Raw genomic sequence first — 22,616 nt, forward strand, 5'->3', positions numbered from 1 at the left:
CGCCACGAAGAATTGATAGCGGTCGGCGAGATCGCGGCAGGCGCGGGCGACCAGCTCCTCGGACCGCGCCAGGCGCGCATTGGCGGTCTGCTGGAATGACTCGAACAGCAGGTAGCCGGTCGCAATACCGGAGACGACCAGCATGATCCACAGAGCCAGCAGTCGGGATCGAAGGGAGCGCATCGCGGCGTCCTTAAGACTTGTCGCCTGATCAGTATCTCAAAACTTCACCGCCAGCAGCACCGCACCGGCACCGATCATGGCGATGCCGAGCCAGCCCTGCGCGGTCGGGCGCTCGCCGAGAAAGGCGAAGGCGAACAGCGCAACCAGGACGACGCTGAGCTTGTCGATCGGCGCGACCAGCGTCGCGGGCCCGAGCTTCAGCGCGCGGAAATAGCAGAGCCAGGACGCCCCGGTCGCAAGGCCCGACAGCACCAGGAACAGCCAGGTCTTCGACGAGATCGCGGAAGGCACGGCGAACTGGCCGGTGAGGAACAGCAGCATGGAAAAGGCGAGCAGCACCACGATGGTGCGGATGAAGGTCGCCAGATCCGGATTGATGTTCTCGACACCGACCTTGGCGAAGATCGCGGTCAGCGCGGCAAAGCAGGCCGACAGGAACGCCCAGGTCTGCCAGGCGGAGAGGAGTGCGGGTTTCATGGGGGGTACCTGATGCGTAGTCTTAAGTTGGTCGTCGCGGAGATGACTGCTCGCCAAGCATTTCACTGTCGTCCCGGACAAGCGAAGCGCAGATCCGGGACCCATACCGCGGAGTCTATCTTGAGGCACGCGCGTCGTCGCTCTTCGCCAAACACAATCCTGTGGTTATGGGGCCCGGATCAGCGCTCGCTGACGCTCGCTTGTCCGGGACGACGGCTGAGAGCTGATCACCGCGCCACTGACAGTTTCTCCATGATCGCCTTGCGCAGGATGCGCGACAGCGATTCCACCGAATACGGCTTCTGGATCAGCTCGAAGCCGCGATGGGCGTTTTCGGCGAGCACGTTGCTGTAGCCGCTGGTGAGCACGACGGGGAGGCCCGGATAGCGCTCGCGGAGGACGCCGGCGAGCTCGACGCCGTTCATGCCGGGCATGATGACGTCGGAAAAGACGAGGTCGACAGCGAACTCGTCCTCGGACAGGATCGCGAGCGCCGCATTGGCGTTGGCGACGCGGCGCACGACATAGCCAAGATCCTCCAGGAGCTCGGTGGAGAAGCGGCCGACATCGTCATTGTCCTCGACCACGAGCACGCGATAGCCGCGCCCGGTGGTTGCGGCCTCGTGGGTCAGCGCCGCCGCTTCCGCTTCGGTGATCGGGCTTGGTGCCTGCGGCAGATAGATGGTGAAGGTCGCGCCGCGCCCTTGCGTGCTTGTCACGGCAAGGTCGCCCTCGGACTGCTTAGCGAAGCCGAAGGCCTGGCTCAGGCCGAGCCCGGTGCCCTTGCCGACCTCCTTGGTGGTGAAGAACGGCTCGAAGATGGCTTCGATGTTTTCCGGCGCGATGCCGCTGCCGGTGTCGGCGACCGAGATCGCGACGTAGTCGCCGCCGCGCGCCGATTGCCCGCGCAGGCTCGGAATGCCCTGTACTTTCCGGACCGCGATGGTGAGGCGGCCTTCGCCGTCCATGGCGTCGCGGGCGTTGATGGCAAGATTGATCAGCGCGGTCTCGAACTGGGCGATGTCGGCGATGGTGAAGCAGTCGGCATCGGCGACCTCCACCGTGATCTCGATGCTGCCGCCGACCAACGGCCGGACCAGCTGCGCGACGCCCTCGACCTGGTTGCCGACATTGAAGATCTGCGGTTTCAGCGGCTGCCTGCGGGCGAAGGCGAGGAGCTGCGCGGTCAGCTTGGATGCGCGCTCAACGGTCTCGGCGATCGCATCGACATAGCGGCGGCGGCGCTCCTCCGGCAGGTCGCGGCGGCGCAGGAAATCGTTCGCCGAACGGATGATGGTGAGGAGGTTGTTGAAGTCGTGCGCGACGCCGCCGGTGAGCTGGCCGATTGCCTCCATCTTCTGCGACTGGCGCAGCGCTTCCTCGCCGCGGCGTCGTTCGGTGATGTCGACGGCTTCGGGCACGGCACCGGTGATGTTGCCGTGGCGGTCGAGCACGGGACGCATGCCGAACTCGAAATCGCGCTCGCCCACGGGAAGGTGCAGGCGCATCTCCATCCGCACAGCTTCGCCCCTCAGCACGGTGTCGAAGGCGTTGCGCACGATCGCGCTCATGCCTTCCGTGGCGGTGAACCACGGCGTTTCCCAGAACGGCTTGCCGATGACATCGCGTGCCTCGGCGCTGATGCCGTCAAGCGCGGTCCGGTTGGCGTAAAGCAGCTCGCCCCTGAGATTGACCAGACCCTGATACTGATTGCTGGTCTCCAGGATTGCGCGCAGCCGCGCCTCGTTGGATTCGAGCTCGGCGGTGCGCTCGGTGATACGCTCTTCCAGCGTCTCGTTGAGCCGTCTCAGCTCGATCTCGGCCTGCTTGGCGGCGGTGATGTCGTGGGCGACGCCGATGAAGCCGATATGCTTGCCGGTCGGGTCCCAGCGCGGTTGGGATTCCGAGCGCAGCCAGCGCCATTCGCCTTTGGCGTTCTTGTAGCGCGCTTCCAGCACGAAGGGCTTTAGCGACGCTTCACCCTGGACGGATTGCTGCAACACGTGCGGTAGGTCATCCGGATGTAGCACCTTGCGCCAGTCGAAATCGATGGCCTCCTCGTAGGGCAGGCCGACGAAGTCGACATAGGCTCGGTTGGCGAAGGAGCGCTTGCGGTCGAGCTTGGTCACCCAGATCGGCACCGGCGCGCTGTCGGCGATCAGCCGAAAGCGCGCCTCGCTCTCGCGCAGCGTTTCGCGGACGAGCATTTGGGCGGTGATGTCGATATGGGCACCGACCAGGCGGAGGGCGCGGCAGTCTGCGTCGCGCTCGATCTTGGCGACGACGCGGATCCAGCGTGTCTCGCCGTAGTTGGGACGGATGATGCGGTATTCGGCGGTGTAATCTTCGCTCCTCCCGGCCAGCGCGTCGAAGAAATGTTTGACGGTCGCCGCCCGGTCCTCGGGATGGATTCGATTGACCCAGTCCTCGTGCGACTCGTCGGCGGCTTCCGGGGGTAGGCCGTGGATGATCAGATATTCCGGCGAGCGGCGGTTCTTGAACCCCTCCCGGAAATCGACCTCGAACCCGCCGACCTTACCGATGCGCTGGATCCGCGCGAGCTCCGCCTCGCGCTCCTGGAGCGCGCGATAGGCGTTGTCGCGCTCGCGCGCGAGCTCCTGAAGATGCTGGCGCAGCCTTTCGGCGGCGATGGTTTCGGGCGAAGGATCGTTCAAGGCGTCGGCCGTTGTGATGCGGGTGCGCACGTGCCGAGCCGATATTCACACAGACGGGGAGGGATGACCATTGTTCAATGGAAGGGTGCTTAAGGAAACGGCTCGGCAACGCCGGGTCTGGCATTTTGTTCCGGAGACTGGAACGATCGGCCCACGAGAGCGTCGTCGCGGGGCGCAAAACGCTCTTCCACAAGACTTCCTTTCCGAAGAGGCTAAATCTTGAAGCTCTTTGTCTGCCAGGCCTGCGGTAACGTGCTGTATTTCGAGAACCGCACCTGCGAGCGTTGCGGCCATCGGGTCGCTTTCCTGCCCGAGAAGGAGACGCTGTCGGCGATCGAGCCCGATGGCGAGGCCTGGACGGCGCTTGCCGACAAGGGCAGGGGCCGCATGCTGTGCCGGAATGCGGAGTACGACGCCTGCAACTGGCTGACGGATTCGGACGACGGCAACGGCTATTGCCGCGCCTGCCGGCACAACGGGATTGTGCCGGACCTGTCCGACCCGGCTCAGCTCGCGGGCTGGCGCGAGCTCGAGGTGGCGAAGCACCGGCTGTTCTATTCCCTGATCCGCTGGAAGCTGCCGCTCCAGACGCGGCAGGAGAATCCCGCGCACGGTCTGATCTTCAATTTCCTCGCCGACGATCTGAACAGCGGGCAGAGGGTGACGACCGGCCATGACAATGGGCTGATCACGATTGCGCTCACCGAGGCCGATGACATCGAGCGCGAACGGCGCAGGCTCGAAATGGGCGAGCCTTACAGGACGCTGCTCGGGCATTTCCGCCATGAGGTCGGGCACTATTTCTGGGACGTGCTGGTGCGCGACGGCGGCAGGTTAGAGGAATGCCGCGCGGTGTTCGGCGACGATTCGGCCGATTACGGCCAGGCCTTGCAGCGCCATTATGCGGAAGGCGCGCCACCGGACTGGCAGCAGAACTATGTGTCGGCTTATGCGACGATGCATCCCTGGGAGGACTTTGCCGAGACCTGGGCACACTATCTCCACATCGTCGACACCTTGGAGATGGCCTCCGAGTTCGGCATGGAGGTGCGCCCCAAGGTCGACCCCGACGGGGAGTTGACTGCGCGCATCCGTTTCAACCCTTACGAGGCGAAGCACGTCCAGGCACTGGTCGGCGCATGGCTGCCCTTCACCTTCGCCATGAACAGCGTCAACCGCGCCATGGGCCTGCGCGACCTCTATCCCTTCATCCTGTCGCCCGCAGTGGTCGCAAAATTGGCCTTCATTCACGGCCTGGTGCGGGACGTCGCCAAGGCCAAGGGACGTTAGAGGGGCGCGCGGGCTCCCGCCGCGGCTGGTTTTGGCCCTGCCTGGTACGCCAGGGGCGCGGATTTAGACCGTTGCCTCCGGCCCATTTTGCTGTACCACGACGGGGATACGGCCCGTCCCGATCGGCCGCCAACGGCCCGGGAGGGGTCCCGCCCAAGGACGAAGCTCAAAAAGAACATGTTCAAACGCATTCTGATCGCCAATCGCGGCGAAATCGCCTGCCGGGTCATCAAGACTGCCCGCCGGATGGGAATTCAGACGGTTGCGGTCTACTCGGAGGCCGACCGCGATGCCCTCCATGTCGAGATGGCCGACGAGGCGGTGCTGATCGGCCCGCCGGCGGCAGCCGAGAGCTACCTGGTGATCGAGAAGATCGTGGACGCCTGCCGCAAGACCGGCGCGGAAGCAGTGCATCCCGGCTACGGCTTCCTGTCCGAACGCGAGGCGTTTCCGCGTGCGCTTGAGGCGGCCGGCATCGTCTTCATCGGTCCCAACCCGGGCGCGATCGCTGCGATGGGCGACAAGATCGAATCCAAGAAGGCCGCAGCGAAGGCCAAGGTCTCGACCGTGCCGGGCTATCTCGGCGTCATCGAGGACGACAAGCACGCGGTCCGCATCGCCGACGAGATCGGCTATCCCGTGATGATCAAGGCGTCCGCGGGCGGCGGCGGCAAGGGCATGCGCATCGCGCATTCGAAGGCCGAGGTCGCCGAGGGTTTTAATCTCGCCAAGGCCGAGGCCAAGGCCTCGTTCGGCGACGATCGCGTCTTCGTCGAAAAATTCATCGTCGATCCCCGCCACATCGAGATCCAGGTGCTGGGCGACAAGCATGGCAACGTGATCTATCTCGGCGAGCGCGAATGCTCGATCCAGCGCCGCAACCAGAAGGTCATCGAGGAGGCGCCGTCGCCGCTGCTCGATGAAGCCACCCGCCGCAAGATGGGCGAGCAGGCGGTTGCGCTCGCCAAGGCCGTCCATTACGACTCCGCCGGCACCGTCGAGTTCGTCGCCGGCCAGGACAAGAGCTTCTACTTCCTGGAGATGAACACGCGCCTGCAGGTCGAGCATCCCGTGACCGAGCTCGTCACCGGCATCGATCTCGTCGAGCAGATGATCCGCGTTGCTGCCGGCGAGACGCTCAGCATCGCGCAGAAGGACGTCACGCTGACGGGCTGGGCGGTGGAATCGCGCCTCTATGCCGAAGATCCCTTCCGCAACTTCCTGCCCTCGATCGGGCGGCTCGTGAAGTACCGGCCGCCGGCAGAAGCCAGCAAGGACGGCATCACCGTGCGCAACGACACCGGCGTGCAGGAGGGCGGCGAGATCTCGATCCACTACGATCCGATGATCGCCAAGCTGGTCACGCATGCGCCCTCGCGCGCCGCCGCGATCGAGGCGCAGGCGACCGCGCTCGACGCCTTCTATGTCGATGGCATCAGGCACAACATCCCGTTCCTGTCGGCGCTGATGCATCATCCGCGCTGGCGCGAGGGCCGGCTCTCGACCGGCTTCATAGCCGAGGAATTTCCCAAGGGCTTTGCGGTGCGCGTGCCGGAGGGCGAGGTCGCGCGGCGGATCGCCGCGGTCGGCGCCGCCATCGATCACGTGCTCGGGGAGCGCAAGCGGCAGATTTCGGGGCAGCTCGGCGGTCGTGTCGTGCAGCGCGAACGCCGCCGCGCGGTGTGGCTCGACCGTGACGAGATCCTGCTCGAGGTCGCGCGCGAGGGCGAGGCCATCGCGGTGAGTTTCGTCGATGCCGAGGGCAAGGCCGGCAATGTGCATCTGTTGCAGTCGCCATGGAAACCGGGCGATCCGGTCTGGCAGGGCACGATCGACGGCCACTTCGTCGCGGTGCAGGCGCGTCCCATTGCGAACGGCATCCGCCTCGCGCACCACGGCGTCGAGGTGCCGGTCTATGTTTGGACCGAAGCGGAAGCGGCCTCAGCGCGGCTGATGCCGGTTGTGACGGCCTCCGACACCGGCAAGAAGCTGCTCTGCCCTATGCCCGGCCTCGTGGTCTCCATTGCGGTGACCGAGGGCCAGGAGGTCAAGGCCGGCGAGACGCTCGCGGTGGTCGAAGCCATGAAGATGCAGAACGTGCTGCGCGCCGAGCGCGACGGCACGGTGAAGAAGATCCACGCCGGCGCGGGCGCCACGCTCGCGGTGGACGCGCTGATTTTGGAGTTTGCGTAAGGGCATCAATGTCGTCCCGGACAAGTGAGCGCCTGGCAACGCGCAGCGTTGTCCAGGTCGCGAACGCCGATCCAGGACCCAGTACCCCAGGGAGCAGTTGTTGACGGAGATCGTGGCCGTCACCTTCTGCAACGACCTTCAGCCGGGGTAATGGGTCCTGGCTTTCGCCAGGACGACGACGGGGATGCATTCATATTGATCGAGACAGCACCATGACCTTTCGTTCCCGCCGCGAAAAACTGCGCTTCATCCTGTCGGGCTCGGACTGCGTCCGTCCGGGCTCGGTCTATGACGCGATCTCGATCCGGATCGCTGAGGATCTCGGCTTTCCGCTCGGCATGTTCGGCGGCTCGGTCGCTTCGCTCGCCGTGCTCGGCGATCCCGACATCACGCTGATCACGCTCACCGAGCTTGCCGAGCAGATGCGGCGGATGTCGCGCGCTGCGACGCTTCCGGTGCTGGTCGACGCCGATCATGGCTATGGCAACGCGCTCAACGTGCGTCGCACGGTGCAGGAGCTTGAGACCGCCGGTGCCGCCGGCCTCACCATCGAGGATACGCTGCTGCCGGCCGCCTTCGGCGAAGCCAAGACGCAGCTGATCTCGCTCGAGGAAGGCGTCGGCAAGATGAAGGCGGCGCTTGACGGCCGCAGCGATCCCTGGCTCGTCATCATGGGCCGCACCGGTGCGGCCTCGATCACCTCGCTCGACGACACCATCGGCCGCGCGCGGGCCTATGAGGCCACCGGCGTCGACGCGCTGTTCTTCACCGGCATCAAGTCGCGCGCCGAACTCGAGGCAATTGCGGCGGCGACGCGTCTGCCGATCGTGCTGGGCGGTGCGCCGGACGAATTGAACGCGCTCGACTATCTCGCGGGCCAGCGCGTGCGCATCGCGCTCCAGGGCCACGCGCCGATCGCGGCCGCGACGCAAGCCGTCGACGACACGCTCAAGGCGCTCCGCGAGGGCACGCCGCCGAAAAACCTCAAAGGCCTCGCATCGTCGGAACTGACCGGCCGCGTCATGCGCGAGGCCGACATGAAGGCGCGCAGCGCCGACTTGCTCGGGCTGAAAAAATGAGCCAGGCGATCCTCCAGGTCATGATCCGCGGGCGCGTCCAGGGCGTCGGCTATCGTGCCTGGGTCGAATATCAGGCTGTCACAAGCGGGCTAGAAGGCTGGGTCCGCAATCGCCGTGACGGCAGCGTGGAAGCGCTGTTTGCGGGCGCGCCGAAGCATGTGGCCGACATGGTCGCGCTGTGCCGCCACGGTCCGCCGTCCTCGCGCGTCGACAGCGTCACCAGCGAGACCGCGAGCGCCGATGAATTGAAGCTGCGCAGGGCAGGGGAAGCGTTTTCGGTGTTGCCGACGGTCTAACCATCCGCACACACGGCACCTTGGTGGCTGCGAACGGACTCGGCCTCATGGTTCGAGACGCGCCGTAAGGCGGCGCTCCTCACCATGAGGGGCTGAGATTTCACCGCGAAACAGGGCCTCATCCTGAGGAGCCCGCCAACAGCGGCGTCTCGATGGATGGGCCGCAAGGAGGCTGCCCGCCAAGTTCTATTTCAAATGCGATAGCCTGTCGCAAGCGGGCGAGGTGGAGCGGGCGCGCCTCACCGCGGCAGCTTGGCGATCGCTTCGCTGAGCTCGTGGATCTCGTAGGGCTTGCGCAGGATCGGGAAGTCGCCGCGGACGTCGGCGGCGATGTCGCTGTGGCCGGTGGCGAGCAGGATCGGCAGGCCGGGGCGGATCTGGCGCAGATGGTGGGCGAGGCTGAGCCCGTCCATCTTGCCGGGCATCACGATGTCGGAGAACACGAACTCGACGCCGTTCATCTCGAGCTCGTGCAGCGCAGCCTCGGCATCGGCGACCCGGCGCACATTGTAGCCGAGCTGCTCCAAGAGCCCGATGCTGACGGATGCGACGTCAGGATTGTCTTCCACCAGCAACACCGTGCCGCTACCGCGGAACGGCGCGGACTCAACCGTCTCCCGCGTCGGTGCATTCGTCCCGCGCGGCAGGAGGACGGTGAAGGTCGTACCCTTGCCGAGCTCGCTTGCGACCTTCACGGTGCCGTCGGCCTGGTGGGCGAAGCCGTGCACCTGGGAGAGACCGAGACCGGTGCCCTTGCCGATCGGCTTGGTCGTGAAGAACGGCTCGAAGATCTTGTCGAGCACGTCGGAGGGAATGCCGAGTCCGGTATCGGCGACGCTGATCGCGACGAACTCGCCGGCGTAGGGCGGCTCGGCCAGCACGGCATTGCGGGCGCTGATCGTCACGGCGCCGCCGTCGGGCATCGCATCGCGGGCATTGATGACGAGATTGAGCAGTGCCGTCTCGAGCTCGGAGACGTCAGCCTTGACCGGCCAGACGCCGCGCTCGATGTCGAAAGCGAGACGCACGGCACTGCCGACGCCGGCATCGAGCACCTCGCGGATCGCGGCGATGCGCTCGGTGAAATCGATCGCCTGCGGATTGACGCTCTGGCGCCGTGCGAAGGTGAGGAGCTGGTTGGTCAGCGCCGCGCCGCGCTTGGTCGCGGTATCAATCGCGGAAATCGCGCGCTGCAGCTTCGCATCGTCCTCGGCCCCCCGCTTCAGGATGTGAAGGCTGCCGCTAATGATCATCAGGAGGTTATTGAAGTCGTGGGCGACCCCGCCGGTGAGCTGGCCGAGCGCGTCGAACTTCTGCGACTCGGCGAGCTGCTTCTGCATCGCCTCGAGCTTGAGCTGCGTATTGCGCCGTTCGGTGATGTCGCGCGTGATCTTGGCGAAGCCGACGAGCTCGCCGTCCTCATAGATCGGATCGATCACGACGCTCGCCCAGAAGAAGGTGCCGTCCTTGCGGACGCGCCAGCCTTCCTCCTCGTAACGGCCCTTTTCCCGCGCAATACCCAGCGCCCGGGCGGGCTTGCCGTTCGCACGGTCGGTCTCGGTATAGAAGCGGGAAAAATGCTGGCCGACGATTTCGCTCGGCGAATAACCCTTGATGCGCTCGCCGCCGATGTTCCAGCTCGTGATGATCCCGGAGGGATCGAGCATATACAGGGCGTAATCCGCAACGCCTTCAACCAACAGCCGTAAACTGCGTTCGCTTTCGAACAAGTCTCTCTGTTGATTGTACTTTTTCACCATTCCCAGCGCCCTGCGTCGACCCGTGCAAACGCTGCAGGATAGGGATTGTTCCCGACCGTGGGATATTTTTAGGCAAATGTCGCCAAGGGTATGCAGGGCAAAGCATTCCCAGCGACTTGACAGTGGACCGGATTCGTCAGATATTTCTGTCATGACAGAAATAACCGGCAAGAAGAAATTACCCGTGGCCGTCGAGCGCTTCATCCTGCATTGGGGCGACATGGGCGACGAGTGGGGCGTCAACCGCTCGGTCAGCCAGATCCATGGGCTGCTGTATCTGGCGGAAGCGCCGATGACCGCCGAGGACATCGCCGACACGCTCGGCATGGCGCGCTCCAACGTCTCCAACTCGCTCAAGGAGCTGCTCGCCTGGAACCTGATCCGGCGGGCGCCGATCCTCGGCGACCGTCGCGACCATTACGAGGCCGAGACCGACATCTGGGAGGTCGCGGCGCGGATCGCGGCGCGGCGCAAGGAGCGCGAGATTGATCCGGCGATCGCCGCGCTGCGGGCCTGCGTATCGGATGCCACCGACGATCCGACCATCAGTCCGGTCGCGAGCAAGCGGCTGAAGGAGATGCTCGCCTTCACCGAGCTCGCCGATCACTGGTTCATGCAGATGCTGAAGGTGCCGCGGCCGCGCCTGGTCGCGCTGATGAAGCTTGGCGAGAAGATCGCCAACCTGCTGCCGCTGGGTAAGGCCAGATAGTTCGGAGGGGGGCGATGACGTCGGCAAGATTACCGGGCTCTCTCGCATCTCATCCCCCTCACACCAGACTACTCGACGATCGCCGCTTTCGTGCCCTGCTGTCGGACGAGGACTGGGGTCGCCTGCCGCTCGCGACCTGGCGCCGCTTTTCGAAACGCGTCGCTGACGGTGACAGCGTCGTTTACGTCGGCGTGGTCGACGAAGTCGGCTTCAGCGATATCGGCTGGTGGTTTGCGCAAGTCGCTCGGCTGATCGGCGGCCCCTTGCCGATAAGCCGCGACACCGGCGTGCCGATGATCGTCACGGTCACCGAGGATGGCGTGAGCGGCGGCCAGACCTGGACGCGCATCTGCGCGCGCCGGTGCGGCTTCCCGCAGGTCATTCACTCCGCCAAGCGCTTCGCCGGCCCGACCGGGCTCGAGGAATATGTCGGCTTCGGCGTCTCGATGGCGCTGCGTATTGCGGTCGAGGACCAGGTGCTGACCTTCCGCAGCGCGGGCTATGGCCTCCAGCTCGCAGGCTTCTGGATTCCGCTGCCGCAATGGCTCACGCCCGGCGATCTCACCGTGACGCACCGCGATCTCGGCGAGGGCACCTTCCGTTTCACCCTCGATGTCACTCACCCGCGTTACGGCGCGCTGATCCACCAGTCCGCCGTGTTCAGGGAGGCCGTATCATGACGCCGCTTTTGTGGACGCTCATCGCCATCCAGATCGTGATGGGCGTGTTCGACACCTTCTATCACCACGAATTCACCGAGCGGCTGGCCTGGCGGCCATCGCAGCGTTTCGAGCTGAAGCTGCACGCCGTGCGCAACATGCTCTATGCGCTTCTGTTCCTGGTGCTTGGCTGGCTCGAGGTTCATGGCCTGTTGGCGCTCCTCATCGTCGCGGTGCTGGTCGCCGAGATCATCATCACGCTGATGGATTTCGTCGAGGAAGACCTCAGCCGGAAACTGCCGCCGAGCGAGCGCATCAATATCACACCCTGCTGGCGATCAACTATGGCGCGATCCTGGTGCTGCTGCTGCCAGTGCTGATCGACTGGGCAATGCAGCCGCTCGGCGTGATCATCGTATATCAGAGCCTGCTCAGCCTCGCGGCGACCGCCTGCGCGGTCGGCGCGGCGCTCTGCGGCATCAGGGACTTCGCGGTGACACGGCGGCTCGCCCGCATGACCAGCGCGCCCGCGCACGAGCTCGTCGAGAAACTCTCCGGCCGGCAGACCGTGCTGATCACGGGGGCCACCGGCTTCATCGGCAGCCGGCTCGCGGCGAGCCTCACCGGCGCGGGGCATCAGGTCATCGCGCTCGTTCGTAACCCGGCCAAAGCGGAGACACTGCCGCCACCGGTCACCCTGATCACAAGCCTCGATCAGCTTGCCTCGGACACGCGCATCGACGCTATCGTCAATCTCGCCGGCGAGCCGATCGGCAACGGCCTCTGGACCGATGCCAAGCGCGCAAAAATCCTCTCTTCACGGATCGACATGACCGGCGAGGTCGTGAAGCTGATCGCGCGGCTGGAGCGCAAGCCCGCGGTGCTCGTCAGCGGCTCCGCGATCGGCTGGTACGGCCTGTGGGCCGATCAGGTGCTGACGGAATCGGCGAAATCGCACGCCTGCTTCAGCCATGAGCTGTGCGAGGCCTGGGAGAAGGCGGCGCGGCCAGCAGAGGAGCTTGCCGTCCGCGTGGCGTATTTGCGCATCGGGCTCGTGCTCGGCACCGAGGGCGGCTTCATCACGCGCATGCTGACGCCGTTCGAGTTCGGCCTCGGCGGGCCGCTCGGCACGGGTCGGCAGTGGATGTCCTGGATCGAGCGCGACGACCTGATCCGGCTGATCGCCTATGTGATCGCGACGCCGGAGCTCGCGGGTCCCGTCAACGCCACCGCGCCGATCCCGGTCACCAACGCGAAGTTCACCGAGGAGCTCGGCCGCCGCCTGCATCGGCCCGCGGTCTTTCGCATTCCGGGCGGCCTTTTGCGCCGGATCGGCGGCGGCTTTGCCGACGAGCTCCTGCTCGGCGGCCAGCGCGTGCTGCCGAACAAGGCCCTGAGCCGCGGCTTCGTGTTCCGGCACGAGACGCTGCGCAGCGCGTTCGAGGCGATCTTGTGAGATCGAGCGGCATCAAGCCGTCGCTACGCTCCGGAACGTCGCCGCAACGGTCCGCAGCGCCGCCAGTTTTGCCGGATCGCTGACCTTCGAATGCAGCATCACCTTCGAGCTGCCGAGCTTCGGCAGCTTGTGTGCGGGCCCGATGTCGATCAGCCCGCCTGGCGCGATCCGCCGAGCCAGCGGCGCGATCGCAAGTCCGGCAAGCGCAGCCGCGACCACCGCCGTGACGCCGCCGCCGACAAAACGCTCGCGCCAGGCGATGCCGGCCTTGTCCAGCGCGCGCACGGCGATGGCGCGGACCCCGCAGGGTGGAGCAAGCGTCGCAAGTGGCAGCGGCTCACCGTGGGGCAGGGTGAAGCGTCTTGCTGCGAACCAGCCAAACTCGTCCTCGGCGAGCTTCTCGCCGCCGCGCCGGCTGCCTTCCTGACGGACGATGACCGCATCGAGCCGACCTGCGTCGTAAGCGTCCTGCATCTCGCGCGAGAAGCCGATGGTGACGGCGAGGGTGAGGTCTGAGGACATCGCGTGCAGACGCTCGAGCAATGGCACCAGCTCGGGGCCCGCCGCGTGGTCGGAAATGCCGAGCGAAAGCGACTGCGCGGTTGATGCGCCGCCGGACAATGCGCGGTCATGCGCCTCGATCAGCGCGCGGGCGCGATCGCGAAAACCGGCGCCGTCGGCCGTGAGCCGGACCGCGCGCGGCGAGCGTTCGACGAGGCGTTTTCCGAGCAGTGTCTCCAGCCGCTGGAGCTTCAGGCTGACGGCTGCCTGCGTCGTGCCGAGCGCTTCGGCGGCACGGGTGAAGCTCTGGAGCTCGGCGACCAGCAGGAAGGCCTGCACGGTGGCGATGTCGAGGTGTGGTGTCATTACGAATGATTATCACTGGTATCAGTATAAATAAGATACCAAAATGGCTACGGCAGGTCTAGCTCTCCACCAACGCCGCGCGAGGTTCGCGCGACAGTTTAAGAGGAAGAACGACCATGCCGCTGATCACCGTGTCCTACACAAGCTCCCGTCAATCGCCGTCGCTGAAGGCCGATATTGCGAACGCCGTGTCCGAGCTCACCGCAAAGATCCTGCACAAGGATCCCAAGGTCACCGCCATCATCGTCAAGTCGGTCGACGCGGCCGACTGGTTCGCCGGCGGCAAATCGCTCGCCGAGCAGAAGCTCGCAAGCTACTGGATCGACATCCACGTCAGCGAAGGCACCAACACCAAGGACGAGAAGGCCACCTATCTCGCCGCCATGTTCAAGCGCATGGGCGAGCTGCTGGGCCCGCTGCATCACGAGACGTACCTGCATGTCGACGAGGTGAGGGGCGATGCCTACGGTTTCGGCGGCCTTACCCAGGAGCGCCGCTACATCGCCGGCAAGCTCGAGGTCGCGCCCGACCACGCGGCCGCCTAGGTCACAGCCTCCGGCAGCAGCGCCTTTGTTGGGCCGAACAACTCCTCAAAAGCCTGCCGGAGCGCGATGTCGACATCGGCCATCGTGACGGGATGGCCGAGGTCGACCAGCGAGGTGACGCCGTAGCGGGGATCGGCGACGCCGCAGGGCACGATCCCGGCGAAATGCGACAGCTCCGGCTCGACATTGATGGCGATGCCGTGGAACGACACCCAGCGCTTCAGCCGGACGCCGATGGCGGCGATCTTGTCCTCGTGGTCCGGCCCCTTGTCCGGGCGCCGGACCCAGACGCCGACCCGGTCCTCGCGCCGCTCGCCGCGGATGTTGAAGGCGGCCAGCGTCCGCAGGATCAATTCCTCCAGGCTCGCGACATAGGCCCGGACATCCGGCCGGCGGCGCTTGAGGTCGAGCATGACATAGGCCACCCGCTGCCCGGGGCCGTGATAGGTGAGCTGCCCGCCGCGCCCGGTGGCGAAGGTCGGAAAGCGCGAATCGAGCAGGTCGGAGGCCTTGCCCGAGGTGCCGGAGGTGTAGAGCGGGGGGTGTTCGAGCAGCCAGACCAGCTCGCTCGCCTCGCCCGCCGCGATCGCCGCAACGCGTGCCTCCATGGCGGCCACCGCGTCCGGATAGGGCACCGGGGCGTCCGAAATCCGCCACTCCACGGGCGCGCCGGCGGAGGCGGAAAACGACGTCAAATCGAGGTCTTGGCGGTGGTTTTCAGGCTTATTAACCATTGGCTAACCATAACGTGGTGATCATCGCGAGAGCAAATGCGAAAGTCCCAAGTTGCAGCGGTCCTGACAGTGCCCACTCTCGATAAAGTCACCGTGGATCTCATGGTCGTCCTCGGGACGACCACCATGCCGATCCATCAGGTATTACGTCTTTCCCGCGGCGCCATCATCGAGCTGGACGCGACCGAGGCCGACGAGGTCAAGGTTTTGGCCAATAACCTGCCGGTGGCTTCCGGCGTGGTGCTGGTCGATCGCAACCGGATCGCGGTCGAGGTCAAGCAGATGCTGCCGCGCTCGCCCGGCACGAGATAAGGCCGGTCCGGGCGGATCTTTCCTCGCAAGCTTGTGGAATTCAGGGGCTTTGCAGGCTTGTATCCCCCTGATGGATTTGTTAGATCGGCGGCCGCTGATCCGGCCAGCCTCAAAGCCTCAGGCCGGCATCTTCTAGCGCTCGTGGCGGAACTGGTAGACGCGCTGCCTTGAGGTGGCAGTGGGTAACACCGTGGGGGTTCGAGTCCCTCCGAGCGCACCATAAACCCACATTTTCAATTGAAATGATTAGGCTTTTTTCTGGGTGTTACCCGGGAATGTTACCACTCCGTTCCGGCGCGGCGTTCGCGTGCTGTTCGCCCGCGGCACTGCCAGCCAGTCGTCGAGTGACTGGCTCTGATCGAACGTCACGATCTTCTCCATTCCACTGATGCCAAGCTTCTCTCGATTCGCCTGCGCGATGTAGTGGGCGGGCATTTTGGGGTCGGTCCAGCCGAACATCGCCATCATCTGGCTCTCGGTGCAGTCGGCATAGGCGGCCACTTCGGCCCGGGCCTTGCGCACGCCGTGGCAGCTCTTCTTCGGCTCGTTGACGCCGGCTAAGACCGCATACTTTTTGAATTTGGCTGCCCAGGCTTTCTTGTTCATCGGTAGGACCCTGCCGCGCACAAGCTTGCCGGTGAATACCTGAGCACCAATGATGTTTGCCGCGCGAGCCGCCCTCAGGCTCACGGCGAACTCTGGATGCACAGGTACCGTGACGGTCATATTGCCCTGACTTTTCTCAGTGGCAATCTGCACCGCCATCTTTCGCACGATCTGGCGAAGGTGGGGCGGGCCGAAGCGGTGGGCATCTCCAAGCCGCAGGAACGTGTAATGCAGGATGTCGAACATCAGCCGCGCCTCGGTACCGAGCGGCCACTTCGCTCGATACCGGGCCATGTCATCCTCCGTCCAGGGAACAAAGCCGCCGGTCTCGCGACTCGCTTTTGCCTTGCCGGACTTTAGTCCGATGGTCGGATCGTCGTCTTCGTCGAGATGCTTCTCGTCGATCATCCAGCGGATCATGCCCCGAACCGCCGACAGCAAGTTGCCCGCCTGCGATGGGGTGCGCGCCTTCATCTCCGCCTTGATAACCTTGCGCGTCAGCACTGCAAACGGCTTCTCACCATTCTCGGGCAGTAGTGACTCGATCAGTCCGGTGCGCTGAAGTCGGGTCGAGTCCGCCAAGCCCTCATGACCGACACTGAGATCACCCAGCCAGTGTTCGCTTCGCTTGTAGCCGTTCCAGTACCAGCGCAGCGTGCCGGGTTTCGCCGGCGTCTCGGGTAGAGCAGGGCGTGCCTCGTTGCGCTGCTTTTGCGCATTGATGTAGTCGCCCTCATTGCCATACAGCGCGATCTGGGCCGCGATCGCTGCATCAACCTCGGAATTAAACTCAGGCGTGCCGTACTCGGCCTTGATCCTGATCTTCGGAAGCTTGTTGCGCAGTTGCACGTAGTGACGCACTTGGCCACGTTGGCTGACGTCGACGTCCAGATAGCGGCGTTCCGGTTGGTCCGGCTTCACCATGTCTTTGACACGACGCATGCGCATGAGTCCGCCCAACGCCGCAACGCCGGCTTCATAGGCGGCGTCGAACGCGGACGTCCCGTATTCCTCGCTGATCCCGATCCTGCGGCCCTTGCGGCTAACCTTCACGTACCAGCGCTGCGAGCCAGATTCGGAATAATTGAAGTAAAGGTACATCCGCCGATCCCCGGGGGCGCGGGGGTCGCGTTTCTCCGTTCCGAGCATTGGATGTCTCCGTGGACCAATGCTCGGATTCTAGCGATGCGGTGACTCCGCAGCAATTGCATAAGGTGCATTTCACCCGCTTTCGGTGCGCTTCAGGTAACGCTGCAGCGCCTCCGATGGCACCCATATTTCGTCGAGACCTGTTGTGAGCTTGGTTGGCACGGCGCTCGACGTCAGTGCAATCCGAATAACGCCGTCTGCATCGACGCTGACCGCACTCGCGCCGGCTTCCTTGGCGGCGCGGATCGCGCGAGCCAGGTCTGCTTGCGTAACCTTTGCCGGACGCCGCGGCATGACCTTTCTCCTAAGTGTGACATTCAGCGCGTTCAAGCTGCGCGCTTCCCCGTTTCGCGACGCCGATCATTCCGAGTTGCGAGCACAGCGCGTTTGGCATCAGCTTCAGCGTCGGTGACCGCGAAATCGAGGTAGGAATGGGAAGAGAGCGCCGCGTTGATTTATTCAACCACGGCGGTCGGTAGTCACTCTAGAGAAGGCAGATAAAACTTGGAGTATCGTGAGATAGTTGAAAGAGCCGAAAATCATCGTGAGCAAGCGAAGTCGAAGAAGAAGATAGCGATCATTTTCGCTTGATCGGCCTACCTGCGATAGTTTTGCAGCTTCTCAGAGATTCCTTTAGCGCTTCCAATGCTGCGGCCTTGAGACGTCGGGGGCGGGCCGACCTCGTACATGCCCCCAACGTTTTCTCGCGGCGGACCAGAACGCGCTAATTTTCAGGCGGCAGCTAGATGAGCGCAGTCATGACCGTGTGCACTCCTCATTTCGTGTGCGCTACGTGTGCACCGAAAGGTCAAGGCGAGTACAGCGGAGTGCAGCTTCGGCAAGCTCAGAGTGCACGCATTGGTGCTTCAGCCCGCTAAGGCGATTCCGTAAGTCCTTGCAATGACGGGAGTCCTGCATTTCTGTAGCTCCGATGATGGATTGGAGCGAGAGCTCAAGTTTTTCAAGCGGTTAGAAGGCAGCGTGTGCACGACGTGTGCACCGGGAGATCAAGAAAAATCTATCGAGAGTAGGTAAGGCTGGTCGTTCTTTGAAGTGATATGAGGCCCTGCGGAATTGTGGCGATCAGGCGAGTCGCAAGGCAAGGTAATTACGCGAAGGAGCCGGTCGTGCTCGTCATGAGCAGATTCCTTATTCGGTCGACCAAGACGAGCTCTGTGGATTGCGATCAGGGCAAACAACGTTGTCGGGGCGAATCACTCGTCTGCCGCCACGGGCAACGATTGTCTGCGACTGTACTTGTGATTTTAGTCGTCTGAGTCGCTTCGGAATATGCGGGGCCCATCTTTGCCGTACCGGCCGTGGCGCATTCTGTCGAGGGCCGATTTTGAAGCGGAGGAAGAGGGAAGGTACGTAAGCCAGCTAGCCCTCAACGCTCAAACCAAAGGCCCGAGGATGTCGGGCCTGATTGCGGGGGGCGCCAGCTTCGAACCTCATCGATTCCGGGGATGAGACCAGGGGCTATGCCGAGATCATTGCGCCGGAGATCCTCTTTACGCAATCGATGCCGGGGCAATCGTCTGGGTATTCGCAGTCGAGAGCAGAGCCGGGACGAAGGAAGCAAGCTGTGCGTTTGTTGCGTTAGTCAGCTCTGTGGATGTTCGTCCGAGTCGTTGCCGGTCACACCGTCGGTGTCGTCGTTTCCCGGCGCGAAGCAGATTGTGGGCAATGGTGGAGGTTTTCCGTGCTCGAGAAGACTTTGCTCGGGATCTCGGTCAACAGACAATTTTATTCGCGTTCTATTCGACGTCGCTGAATTCGTCGTGGAGCGCACCGCGTGAAGCGTAGTTCCCGACGCGAGCAGTCTAGCGACAAGTTGACGCAGTCGCAGCCTTCTACAACTTGTCGTAGTTCTTTCACTTGCGAAGAGTCCGCGTGCTTTATATGCAAAGACGACTCTAAGTAGTGGCAGTCACGTTTGGAATCCGTACCGCAAGATACAGGCCTGCAATGCCTCGCGCTGTTGTTGCGGTTTCATCAGATCGCTGTTGATCCCGCGCAGATTGCGCACCAGTTCGCCGGCTCGACGGTCGGCGTACAGGAAATGCTGAGATGCGCCAAGCAGCTCAAGCTGAAGGCGCGCGCGGTCAGCGAGAGCTGGTCAGGCCTTGCCCGGCTGTCGTTGCCTGCGATCGTCGAGAGGCGTGACGGCACTTTCGCCATCCTCGGCAAGGTCGGTACCGACGATGTTCTGATGCACGACCCTGCGGTCCACCGCCCGCAAGTGGTCAAGCGTGCCGAGTTTGAAGAGCGCTGGACCGGGCGCATCGTGCTGATGACGCGTCGCGCCTCGCTTTCCGATCTGGCGCGCCGGTTCGACATCACCTGGTTCCTCCAGGCCATGCACAAATATCGCCGGTTGCTTGGCGAAGTGCTGGTGGCGTCGTTTTTCCTGCAGCTGTTTGCACTGGTTACGCCGCTGTTCTTCCAGGTCGTGACCGACAAGGTGCTGGCGCACCGTGGCTACACCACCCTCGACGTGCTGGTGTTCGGATTGATCACGGTCTCGGTCTTCGAGACTATCCTAGGTGGCTTGCGGACTTACGTCTTCTCCCACACCACCAACCGGATCGATGTCGAGCTTGGCGCGCGCCTGTTCCGCCACCTGATCGCGCTGCCGATCGCTTATTTCGAGGCGCGGCGGGCAGGGGACTCCGTGGCGCGCGTGCGCGAGCTCGAGAATATCAGGAACTTTCTCACTAGCTCGGCCCTGACCTTGGTGATCGACCTCGGCTTCACCTTCGTCTTCCTCGCGGTGATGTTCTACTACTCACCGTTCCTGACCTGGATCGTGGTCGGCTCATTCCCGATCTATGTCGCGATCTCGGCCGGCGTCACCCCGATCTTCCGCGAGCGGCTGGACAAGAAGTTCGATCGCGGCGCCGAGAACCAGGCCTTTTTGGTCGAGAGTGTCAGCGCGATCCAGACGCTGAAGGCGATGGCGATCGAGCCGCAGATGCAGCGCCGCTGGGAGGAGCAGCTCGCCGGCTATGTCAGCGCCAGCTTCGACGTGCTCTCGCTCGGCAACTGGGCGAGCCAGTCGGTGCAGTTCATCAGCAAGCTCGTCACTGCCTTGACGCTCTATTTCGGCGCGCACCTCGTCATCGAGGGTAACTTGTCGGTCGGCGAGCTCATCGCCTTCAACATGCTGGCCGGCCGGGTGGCGCAGCCGGTGCTGCGGCTGGCCCAGCTCTGGCAGGATTTTCACCAGGCGAGGGTCTCGATCGCCCGGCTCGGCGACATTCTCAACGCCGCGCCCGAGCCGATGTTCGATCCCTCGCGCGCGACACTGCCGCCGATAAAGGGCGAGGTGACGTTCGACCATGTCAACTTCCGCTACCGGCCGGATATGTCGCTCGCCCTCCAGGACGTCTCGCTGAAGGTGCTGCCGGGACAGGTGATCGGCATCGTCGGGCCCTCCGGCTCCGGCAAGTCGACCCTGACCAAGCTGATCCAGCGGCTCTACGTGCCGGAGGCTGGCCGCATCCTGATCGACGGCATCGACCTGACAGTTGCCGACGTTGCCTGGCTGCGGCGCCAGATCGGCACGGTCCTGCAGGAGAACGTGCTGTTCAACCGCACGATCCGTGAGAACATTGCGCTTGCCGATCAAGGCATGGCGATGGAACGCGTGATCGCCGCGGCTGAGCTCGCCGGTGCCCATGAGTTCATCCTGGCCCTGCCGGACGGCTACAACACCGTTGTCGGCGAGCGCGGCGCCAGCCTGTCGGGTGGCCAGCGCCAGCGCATCGCGATCGCGCGGGCGCTCGTCAGCAATCCCCGCGTCCTGATCTTCGACGAGGCCACCAGCGCGCTGGACTATGAGAGCGAGAACATCATCCAGCGCAACATGCGCAAGATCTGCGCCGGACGGACTGTCTTCATCATTGCCCACCGGCTCTCGGCAGTGCGTCACGCCGATCGCATCATCACGATCGAAGCCGGCCGCCTGGTCGAGGACGGCACCCACGACGAGCTGATCAAGAAGGCCGGGCGTTACGCCATGCTGCACCAGATCCAGGCGGGGCTCCATGTCGTCGGCTGACGTGATCGAGCGGAAGAGCCGCACGTTCTGGCGTCGCCAGCGCGACGCGCGCGAGTTCCTCCCCGCAGCGCTGGAGATCCTGGAGACACCGGCCTCGCCGGCCGGGCGGATGATCGGCCTAACCATCATCCTGTTCTTCGCGCTTGCGATCGGCTGGGCAACCTTCGGCCATGTCGACATCATTGCGACTGCGACCGGCAAGGTGGTGCCGACCGGTCGCACCAAGACGATTCAGCCCCTGGAAACCGGCATCGTCTCCGCCATCCATGTGCACGACGGCGACAAGGTGACGGCGGGCGATATCCTGGTCGAGCTGGACCGCACGGTGACACAGGCCGAACGCAAGCGGGTGGGGCAGGATCTGATCGCGAGCCTGCTCGACGTCGCCCGTCTCTCGGCGCTGCGCCGCAGCTTCAATGACCTCGCAGCGCCCCACGATATCGAGGAGCCCACTGGTGCGTCCGAAGTGGAGATCGCGCGGGCGCGGTCCGCCATGCTCGCCCAGGCCTCCGAGCAGCAGGCCAAGCTCGCCTCGGTGGTTCAGCAGATCGACCAGAAGCGCGCCGAGGCGCAGTCGGTGACGGCCGCGATCGCTAAGATCGACGCGACCCTGCCGCTGCTCGAGGAGACGCTGACCATTCGCAAGAAGGCGATGGACATCCAGTACGGCAACCGCATCGCCTGGATCGACGCCCAGACCCGCCTGATCGACCAGCAGAACGAGCGCATCGTCCAGGAGCGCAAGCTGGTCGAGATCGAGGCCGCCCGCCGCGCGCTGGAGCAGCAGCTCGCCCAGACCAGATCCGGATTCGAGCGGCAGGTCTTGAGCGACCTCTCCGACGCCCAGAAGAAGGCCGACGAGTTCCGCCAGGATTCCGTCAAGGCGCAGCAGAAGACCGACGAGCAGCTCCTGCGCGCGCCGATCGACGGCACGGTGCAGCAGCTCGCGATCCACACCGTCGGCGGCGTGGTCTCGCCGGCGCAGCAACTGATGATGATCGTGCCGCGCGGCTCCAGCATCGAGGTCGAGGCGATGATCTCCAACCGAGACATCGGCTTCGTCGAGCATGGCCAGGACGCAGAGATCAAGATCGATACCTTCAACTTCACCCGCTATGGCCTCCTGCACGGCAAGGTCATCAGCGTCTCGCGTGATGCCATCGTCAAGGACAAGCCGCCGGAGCGGAATGGCGCCGCGAAGCAGGGTGGCGCACTATCGGAATCGAGCGAACCCGCCGGCCAGGAACTGCTCTACGCCGCGCGTGTGTCGCTCGACGGCACGCAGATGCATGTCGAGGACAAGATGGTCAACCTCGCGCCCGGCATGGCCGTGACGGTGGAGGTCAAGACGGGGCAGCGAAGGATCATCGAGTATGTGATGTCGCCGTTGTTGCGGTACAAGCAAGAGAGCTTGAGAGAACGCTAATGACTTGGTGGGTCGAAATCGGGAGTACTCGTCAAGCGGCTAACGTTGACGATCAGAGTTACTCTTCTGAGGTGCGATATGGGTCAGGGAATGCAGAACAACTCCGTGACAAGAGCAGCCTGATGGGCAAACGGAGT

General features: G+C 64.2%; 17 protein-coding genes, 1 tRNA gene and 2 pseudogenes. 12 read left to right on the forward strand and 8 right to left on the reverse strand.

From position 1 onward, the window contains the following. From AYJ54_RS52030 to AYJ54_RS06270, 3 genes and pseudogenes are all read right to left on the reverse strand, one after another. Positions 1-183, reverse strand: a pseudogene (locus AYJ54_RS52030) (sensor histidine kinase); the annotation flags it as partial. A gap of 36 nt (positions 184-219) precedes the next feature. After that, entirely contained in the window at positions 220-660 is a 441-nt protein-coding gene (locus AYJ54_RS06265; protein WP_063697438.1) for an EamA family transporter, read from the reverse strand. A gap of 227 nt (positions 661-887) precedes the next feature. Next, positions 888-3,365 (reverse strand): PAS domain S-box protein, encoded by a 2,478-nt coding sequence (locus AYJ54_RS06270; RefSeq protein WP_063697440.1) that lies wholly within the window; start codon positions 3,363-3,365, stop codon positions 888-890. Between the two features lie 189 nt (positions 3,366-3,554). Here AYJ54_RS06270 and AYJ54_RS06275 point away from each other — a divergent pair, with 189 nt between their 5' ends. From AYJ54_RS06275 to AYJ54_RS06290, 4 genes are all read left to right on the forward strand, one after another. Continuing rightward, positions 3,555-4,625: a zinc-binding metallopeptidase family protein gene (locus AYJ54_RS06275; RefSeq protein ID WP_063697441.1), complete on the forward strand. Its 1,071-nt coding sequence runs from the start codon at positions 3,555-3,557 to the stop codon at positions 4,623-4,625. A 177-nt stretch (positions 4,626-4,802) separates the two neighbouring features. Continuing rightward, positions 4,803-6,818, forward strand: coding sequence for an acetyl-CoA carboxylase biotin carboxylase subunit (locus AYJ54_RS06280; protein WP_063697443.1), 2,016 nt, complete (start codon positions 4,803-4,805; stop codon positions 6,816-6,818). 212 nt (positions 6,819-7,030) lie between these two features. Continuing rightward, positions 7,031-7,897 carry an isocitrate lyase/PEP mutase family protein gene (locus AYJ54_RS06285; RefSeq protein WP_063697445.1) on the forward strand — a complete coding sequence of 289 codons (867 nt, stop codon included), beginning with the start codon at positions 7,031-7,033 and terminating at the stop codon, positions 7,895-7,897. Continuing rightward, entirely contained in the window at positions 7,894-8,193 is a 300-nt protein-coding gene (locus AYJ54_RS06290; RefSeq protein WP_063697448.1) for an acylphosphatase, read from the forward strand. The genes AYJ54_RS06285 and AYJ54_RS06290 overlap by 4 nt, the downstream gene beginning before the upstream one ends. A 239-nt stretch (positions 8,194-8,432) precedes the next feature. On the opposite strand, the gene AYJ54_RS06295 is transcribed toward AYJ54_RS06290, so the two are convergent. Further along, entirely contained in the window at positions 8,433-9,953 is a 1,521-nt protein-coding gene (locus AYJ54_RS06295; protein WP_063697451.1) for a PAS domain-containing sensor histidine kinase, read from the reverse strand. 151 nt (positions 9,954-10,104) lie between these two features. Between AYJ54_RS06295 and AYJ54_RS06300 the strand changes: the two genes are divergently transcribed. The 3 genes and pseudogenes from AYJ54_RS06300 to AYJ54_RS06310 all read left to right on the forward strand — a co-directional run bounded on the left by AYJ54_RS06300 (position 10,105) and on the right by AYJ54_RS06310 (position 12,777). Beyond that, a complete protein-coding gene (locus tag AYJ54_RS06300; protein ID WP_063697454.1) occupies positions 10,105-10,662 on the forward strand; it encodes a GbsR/MarR family transcriptional regulator in 558 nt (185 codons plus the stop codon). Between the two features lie 14 nt (positions 10,663-10,676). Then, on the forward strand, positions 10,677-11,342 hold the full coding sequence (locus AYJ54_RS06305; protein ID WP_063697457.1) for a DUF4166 domain-containing protein: 666 nt from the start codon (positions 10,677-10,679) through the stop codon (positions 11,340-11,342). Next, positions 11,339-12,777 (forward strand): annotated as a pseudogene (locus tag AYJ54_RS06310) (TIGR01777 family oxidoreductase). The gene AYJ54_RS06305 and the pseudogene AYJ54_RS06310 overlap by 4 nt, the downstream one beginning before the upstream one ends. Before the next feature lie 12 nt (positions 12,778-12,789). On the opposite strand, the gene AYJ54_RS06315 reads toward AYJ54_RS06310, so the two are convergent. Then, positions 12,790-13,644 (reverse strand): LysR family transcriptional regulator, encoded by an 855-nt coding sequence (locus AYJ54_RS06315; RefSeq protein WP_063697460.1) that lies wholly within the window; start codon positions 13,642-13,644, stop codon positions 12,790-12,792. Between the two features lie 116 nt (positions 13,645-13,760). Here AYJ54_RS06315 and AYJ54_RS06320 point away from each other — a divergent pair, with 116 nt between their 5' ends. After that, positions 13,761-14,189: a tautomerase family protein gene (locus tag AYJ54_RS06320; RefSeq protein ID WP_063697463.1), complete on the forward strand. Its 429-nt coding sequence runs from the start codon at positions 13,761-13,763 to the stop codon at positions 14,187-14,189. Here the strand turns inward: AYJ54_RS06320 and lipB are convergent. Then, positions 14,186-14,923, reverse strand: a complete 738-nt coding sequence (gene lipB / locus AYJ54_RS06325) for a lipoyl(octanoyl) transferase LipB (RefSeq protein WP_063697466.1) — start codon at positions 14,921-14,923, stop codon at positions 14,186-14,188. The genes AYJ54_RS06320 and lipB overlap by 4 nt on opposite strands. A 69-nt stretch (positions 14,924-14,992) precedes the next feature. On the opposite strand from lipB, the gene AYJ54_RS06330 reads away from it, so the two are divergent. Both AYJ54_RS06330 and AYJ54_RS06335 read left to right on the forward strand, forming a co-directional pair. Further along, positions 14,993-15,235 (forward strand): FliM/FliN family flagellar motor switch protein, encoded by a 243-nt coding sequence (locus tag AYJ54_RS06330; protein WP_018647371.1) that lies wholly within the window; start codon positions 14,993-14,995, stop codon positions 15,233-15,235. 135 nt (positions 15,236-15,370) lie between these two features. Then, positions 15,371-15,455: transfer RNA gene (locus AYJ54_RS06335), tRNA-Leu, on the forward strand. A gap of 26 nt (positions 15,456-15,481) precedes the next feature. Here AYJ54_RS06335 and AYJ54_RS06340 read toward each other — a convergent pair. Beyond that, positions 15,482-16,942, reverse strand: a complete 1,461-nt coding sequence (locus AYJ54_RS06340) for a site-specific integrase (RefSeq protein WP_063697470.1) — start codon at positions 16,940-16,942, stop codon at positions 15,482-15,484. A gap of 120 nt (positions 16,943-17,062) precedes the next feature. Beyond that, positions 17,063-17,320, reverse strand: a complete 258-nt coding sequence (locus AYJ54_RS06345) for a hypothetical protein (RefSeq protein WP_136623480.1) — start codon at positions 17,318-17,320, stop codon at positions 17,063-17,065. A gap of 1,606 nt (positions 17,321-18,926) precedes the next feature. Between AYJ54_RS06345 and AYJ54_RS06350 the strand changes: the two genes are divergently transcribed. Together AYJ54_RS06350 and AYJ54_RS06355 are read left to right on the forward strand one after the other, a co-directional pair. Then, positions 18,927-21,053 (forward strand): type I secretion system permease/ATPase, encoded by a 2,127-nt coding sequence (locus tag AYJ54_RS06350; RefSeq protein WP_063697476.1) that lies wholly within the window; start codon positions 18,927-18,929, stop codon positions 21,051-21,053. Next, a complete protein-coding gene (locus AYJ54_RS06355) occupies positions 21,040-22,479 on the forward strand; it encodes an HlyD family type I secretion periplasmic adaptor subunit (protein WP_063697479.1) in 1,440 nt (479 codons plus the stop codon). The genes AYJ54_RS06350 and AYJ54_RS06355 overlap by 14 nt, the downstream gene beginning before the upstream one ends. Positions 22,480-22,616: the final 137 nt, after the last annotated feature.

The sequence above is a fragment of the Bradyrhizobium centrolobii genome (genome assembly GCF_001641635.1).
GTDB lineage: Bacteria > Pseudomonadota > Alphaproteobacteria > Rhizobiales > Xanthobacteraceae > Bradyrhizobium > Bradyrhizobium centrolobii.

What these genes read in the sequence shown, in the direction of transcription:
- AYJ54_RS06265 (WP_063697438.1), bottom strand. Translation starts at nt 660, where the DNA reads ATGAAACCCGCACTCCTCTCCGCCTGGCAGACCTGGGCGTTCCTGTCG.
- AYJ54_RS06280 (WP_063697443.1), top strand. Translation starts at nt 4,803, where the DNA reads ATGTTCAAACGCATTCTGATCGCCAATCGCGGCGAAATCGCCTGCCGG.
- AYJ54_RS06285 (WP_063697445.1), top strand. Translation starts at nt 7,031, where the DNA reads ATGACCTTTCGTTCCCGCCGCGAAAAACTGCGCTTCATCCTGTCGGGC.
- AYJ54_RS06290 (WP_063697448.1), top strand. Translation starts at nt 7,894, where the DNA reads ATGAGCCAGGCGATCCTCCAGGTCATGATCCGCGGGCGCGTCCAGGGC.
- AYJ54_RS06295 (WP_063697451.1), bottom strand. Translation starts at nt 9,953, where the DNA reads ATGGTGAAAAAGTACAATCAACAGAGAGACTTGTTCGAAAGCGAACGC.
- AYJ54_RS06300 (WP_063697454.1), top strand. Translation starts at nt 10,105, where the DNA reads ATGACAGAAATAACCGGCAAGAAGAAATTACCCGTGGCCGTCGAGCGC.
- AYJ54_RS06305 (WP_063697457.1), top strand. Translation starts at nt 10,677, where the DNA reads ATGACGTCGGCAAGATTACCGGGCTCTCTCGCATCTCATCCCCCTCAC.
- AYJ54_RS06315 (WP_063697460.1), bottom strand. Translation starts at nt 13,644, where the DNA reads ATGACACCACACCTCGACATCGCCACCGTGCAGGCCTTCCTGCTGGTC.
- AYJ54_RS06320 (WP_063697463.1), top strand. Translation starts at nt 13,761, where the DNA reads ATGCCGCTGATCACCGTGTCCTACACAAGCTCCCGTCAATCGCCGTCG.
- lipB (WP_063697466.1), bottom strand. Translation starts at nt 14,923, where the DNA reads ATGGTTAATAAGCCTGAAAACCACCGCCAAGACCTCGATTTGACGTCG.
- AYJ54_RS06340 (WP_063697470.1), bottom strand. Translation starts at nt 16,942, where the DNA reads ATGTACCTTTACTTCAATTATTCCGAATCTGGCTCGCAGCGCTGGTAC.
- AYJ54_RS06355 (WP_063697479.1), top strand. Translation starts at nt 21,040, where the DNA reads ATGTCGTCGGCTGACGTGATCGAGCGGAAGAGCCGCACGTTCTGGCGT.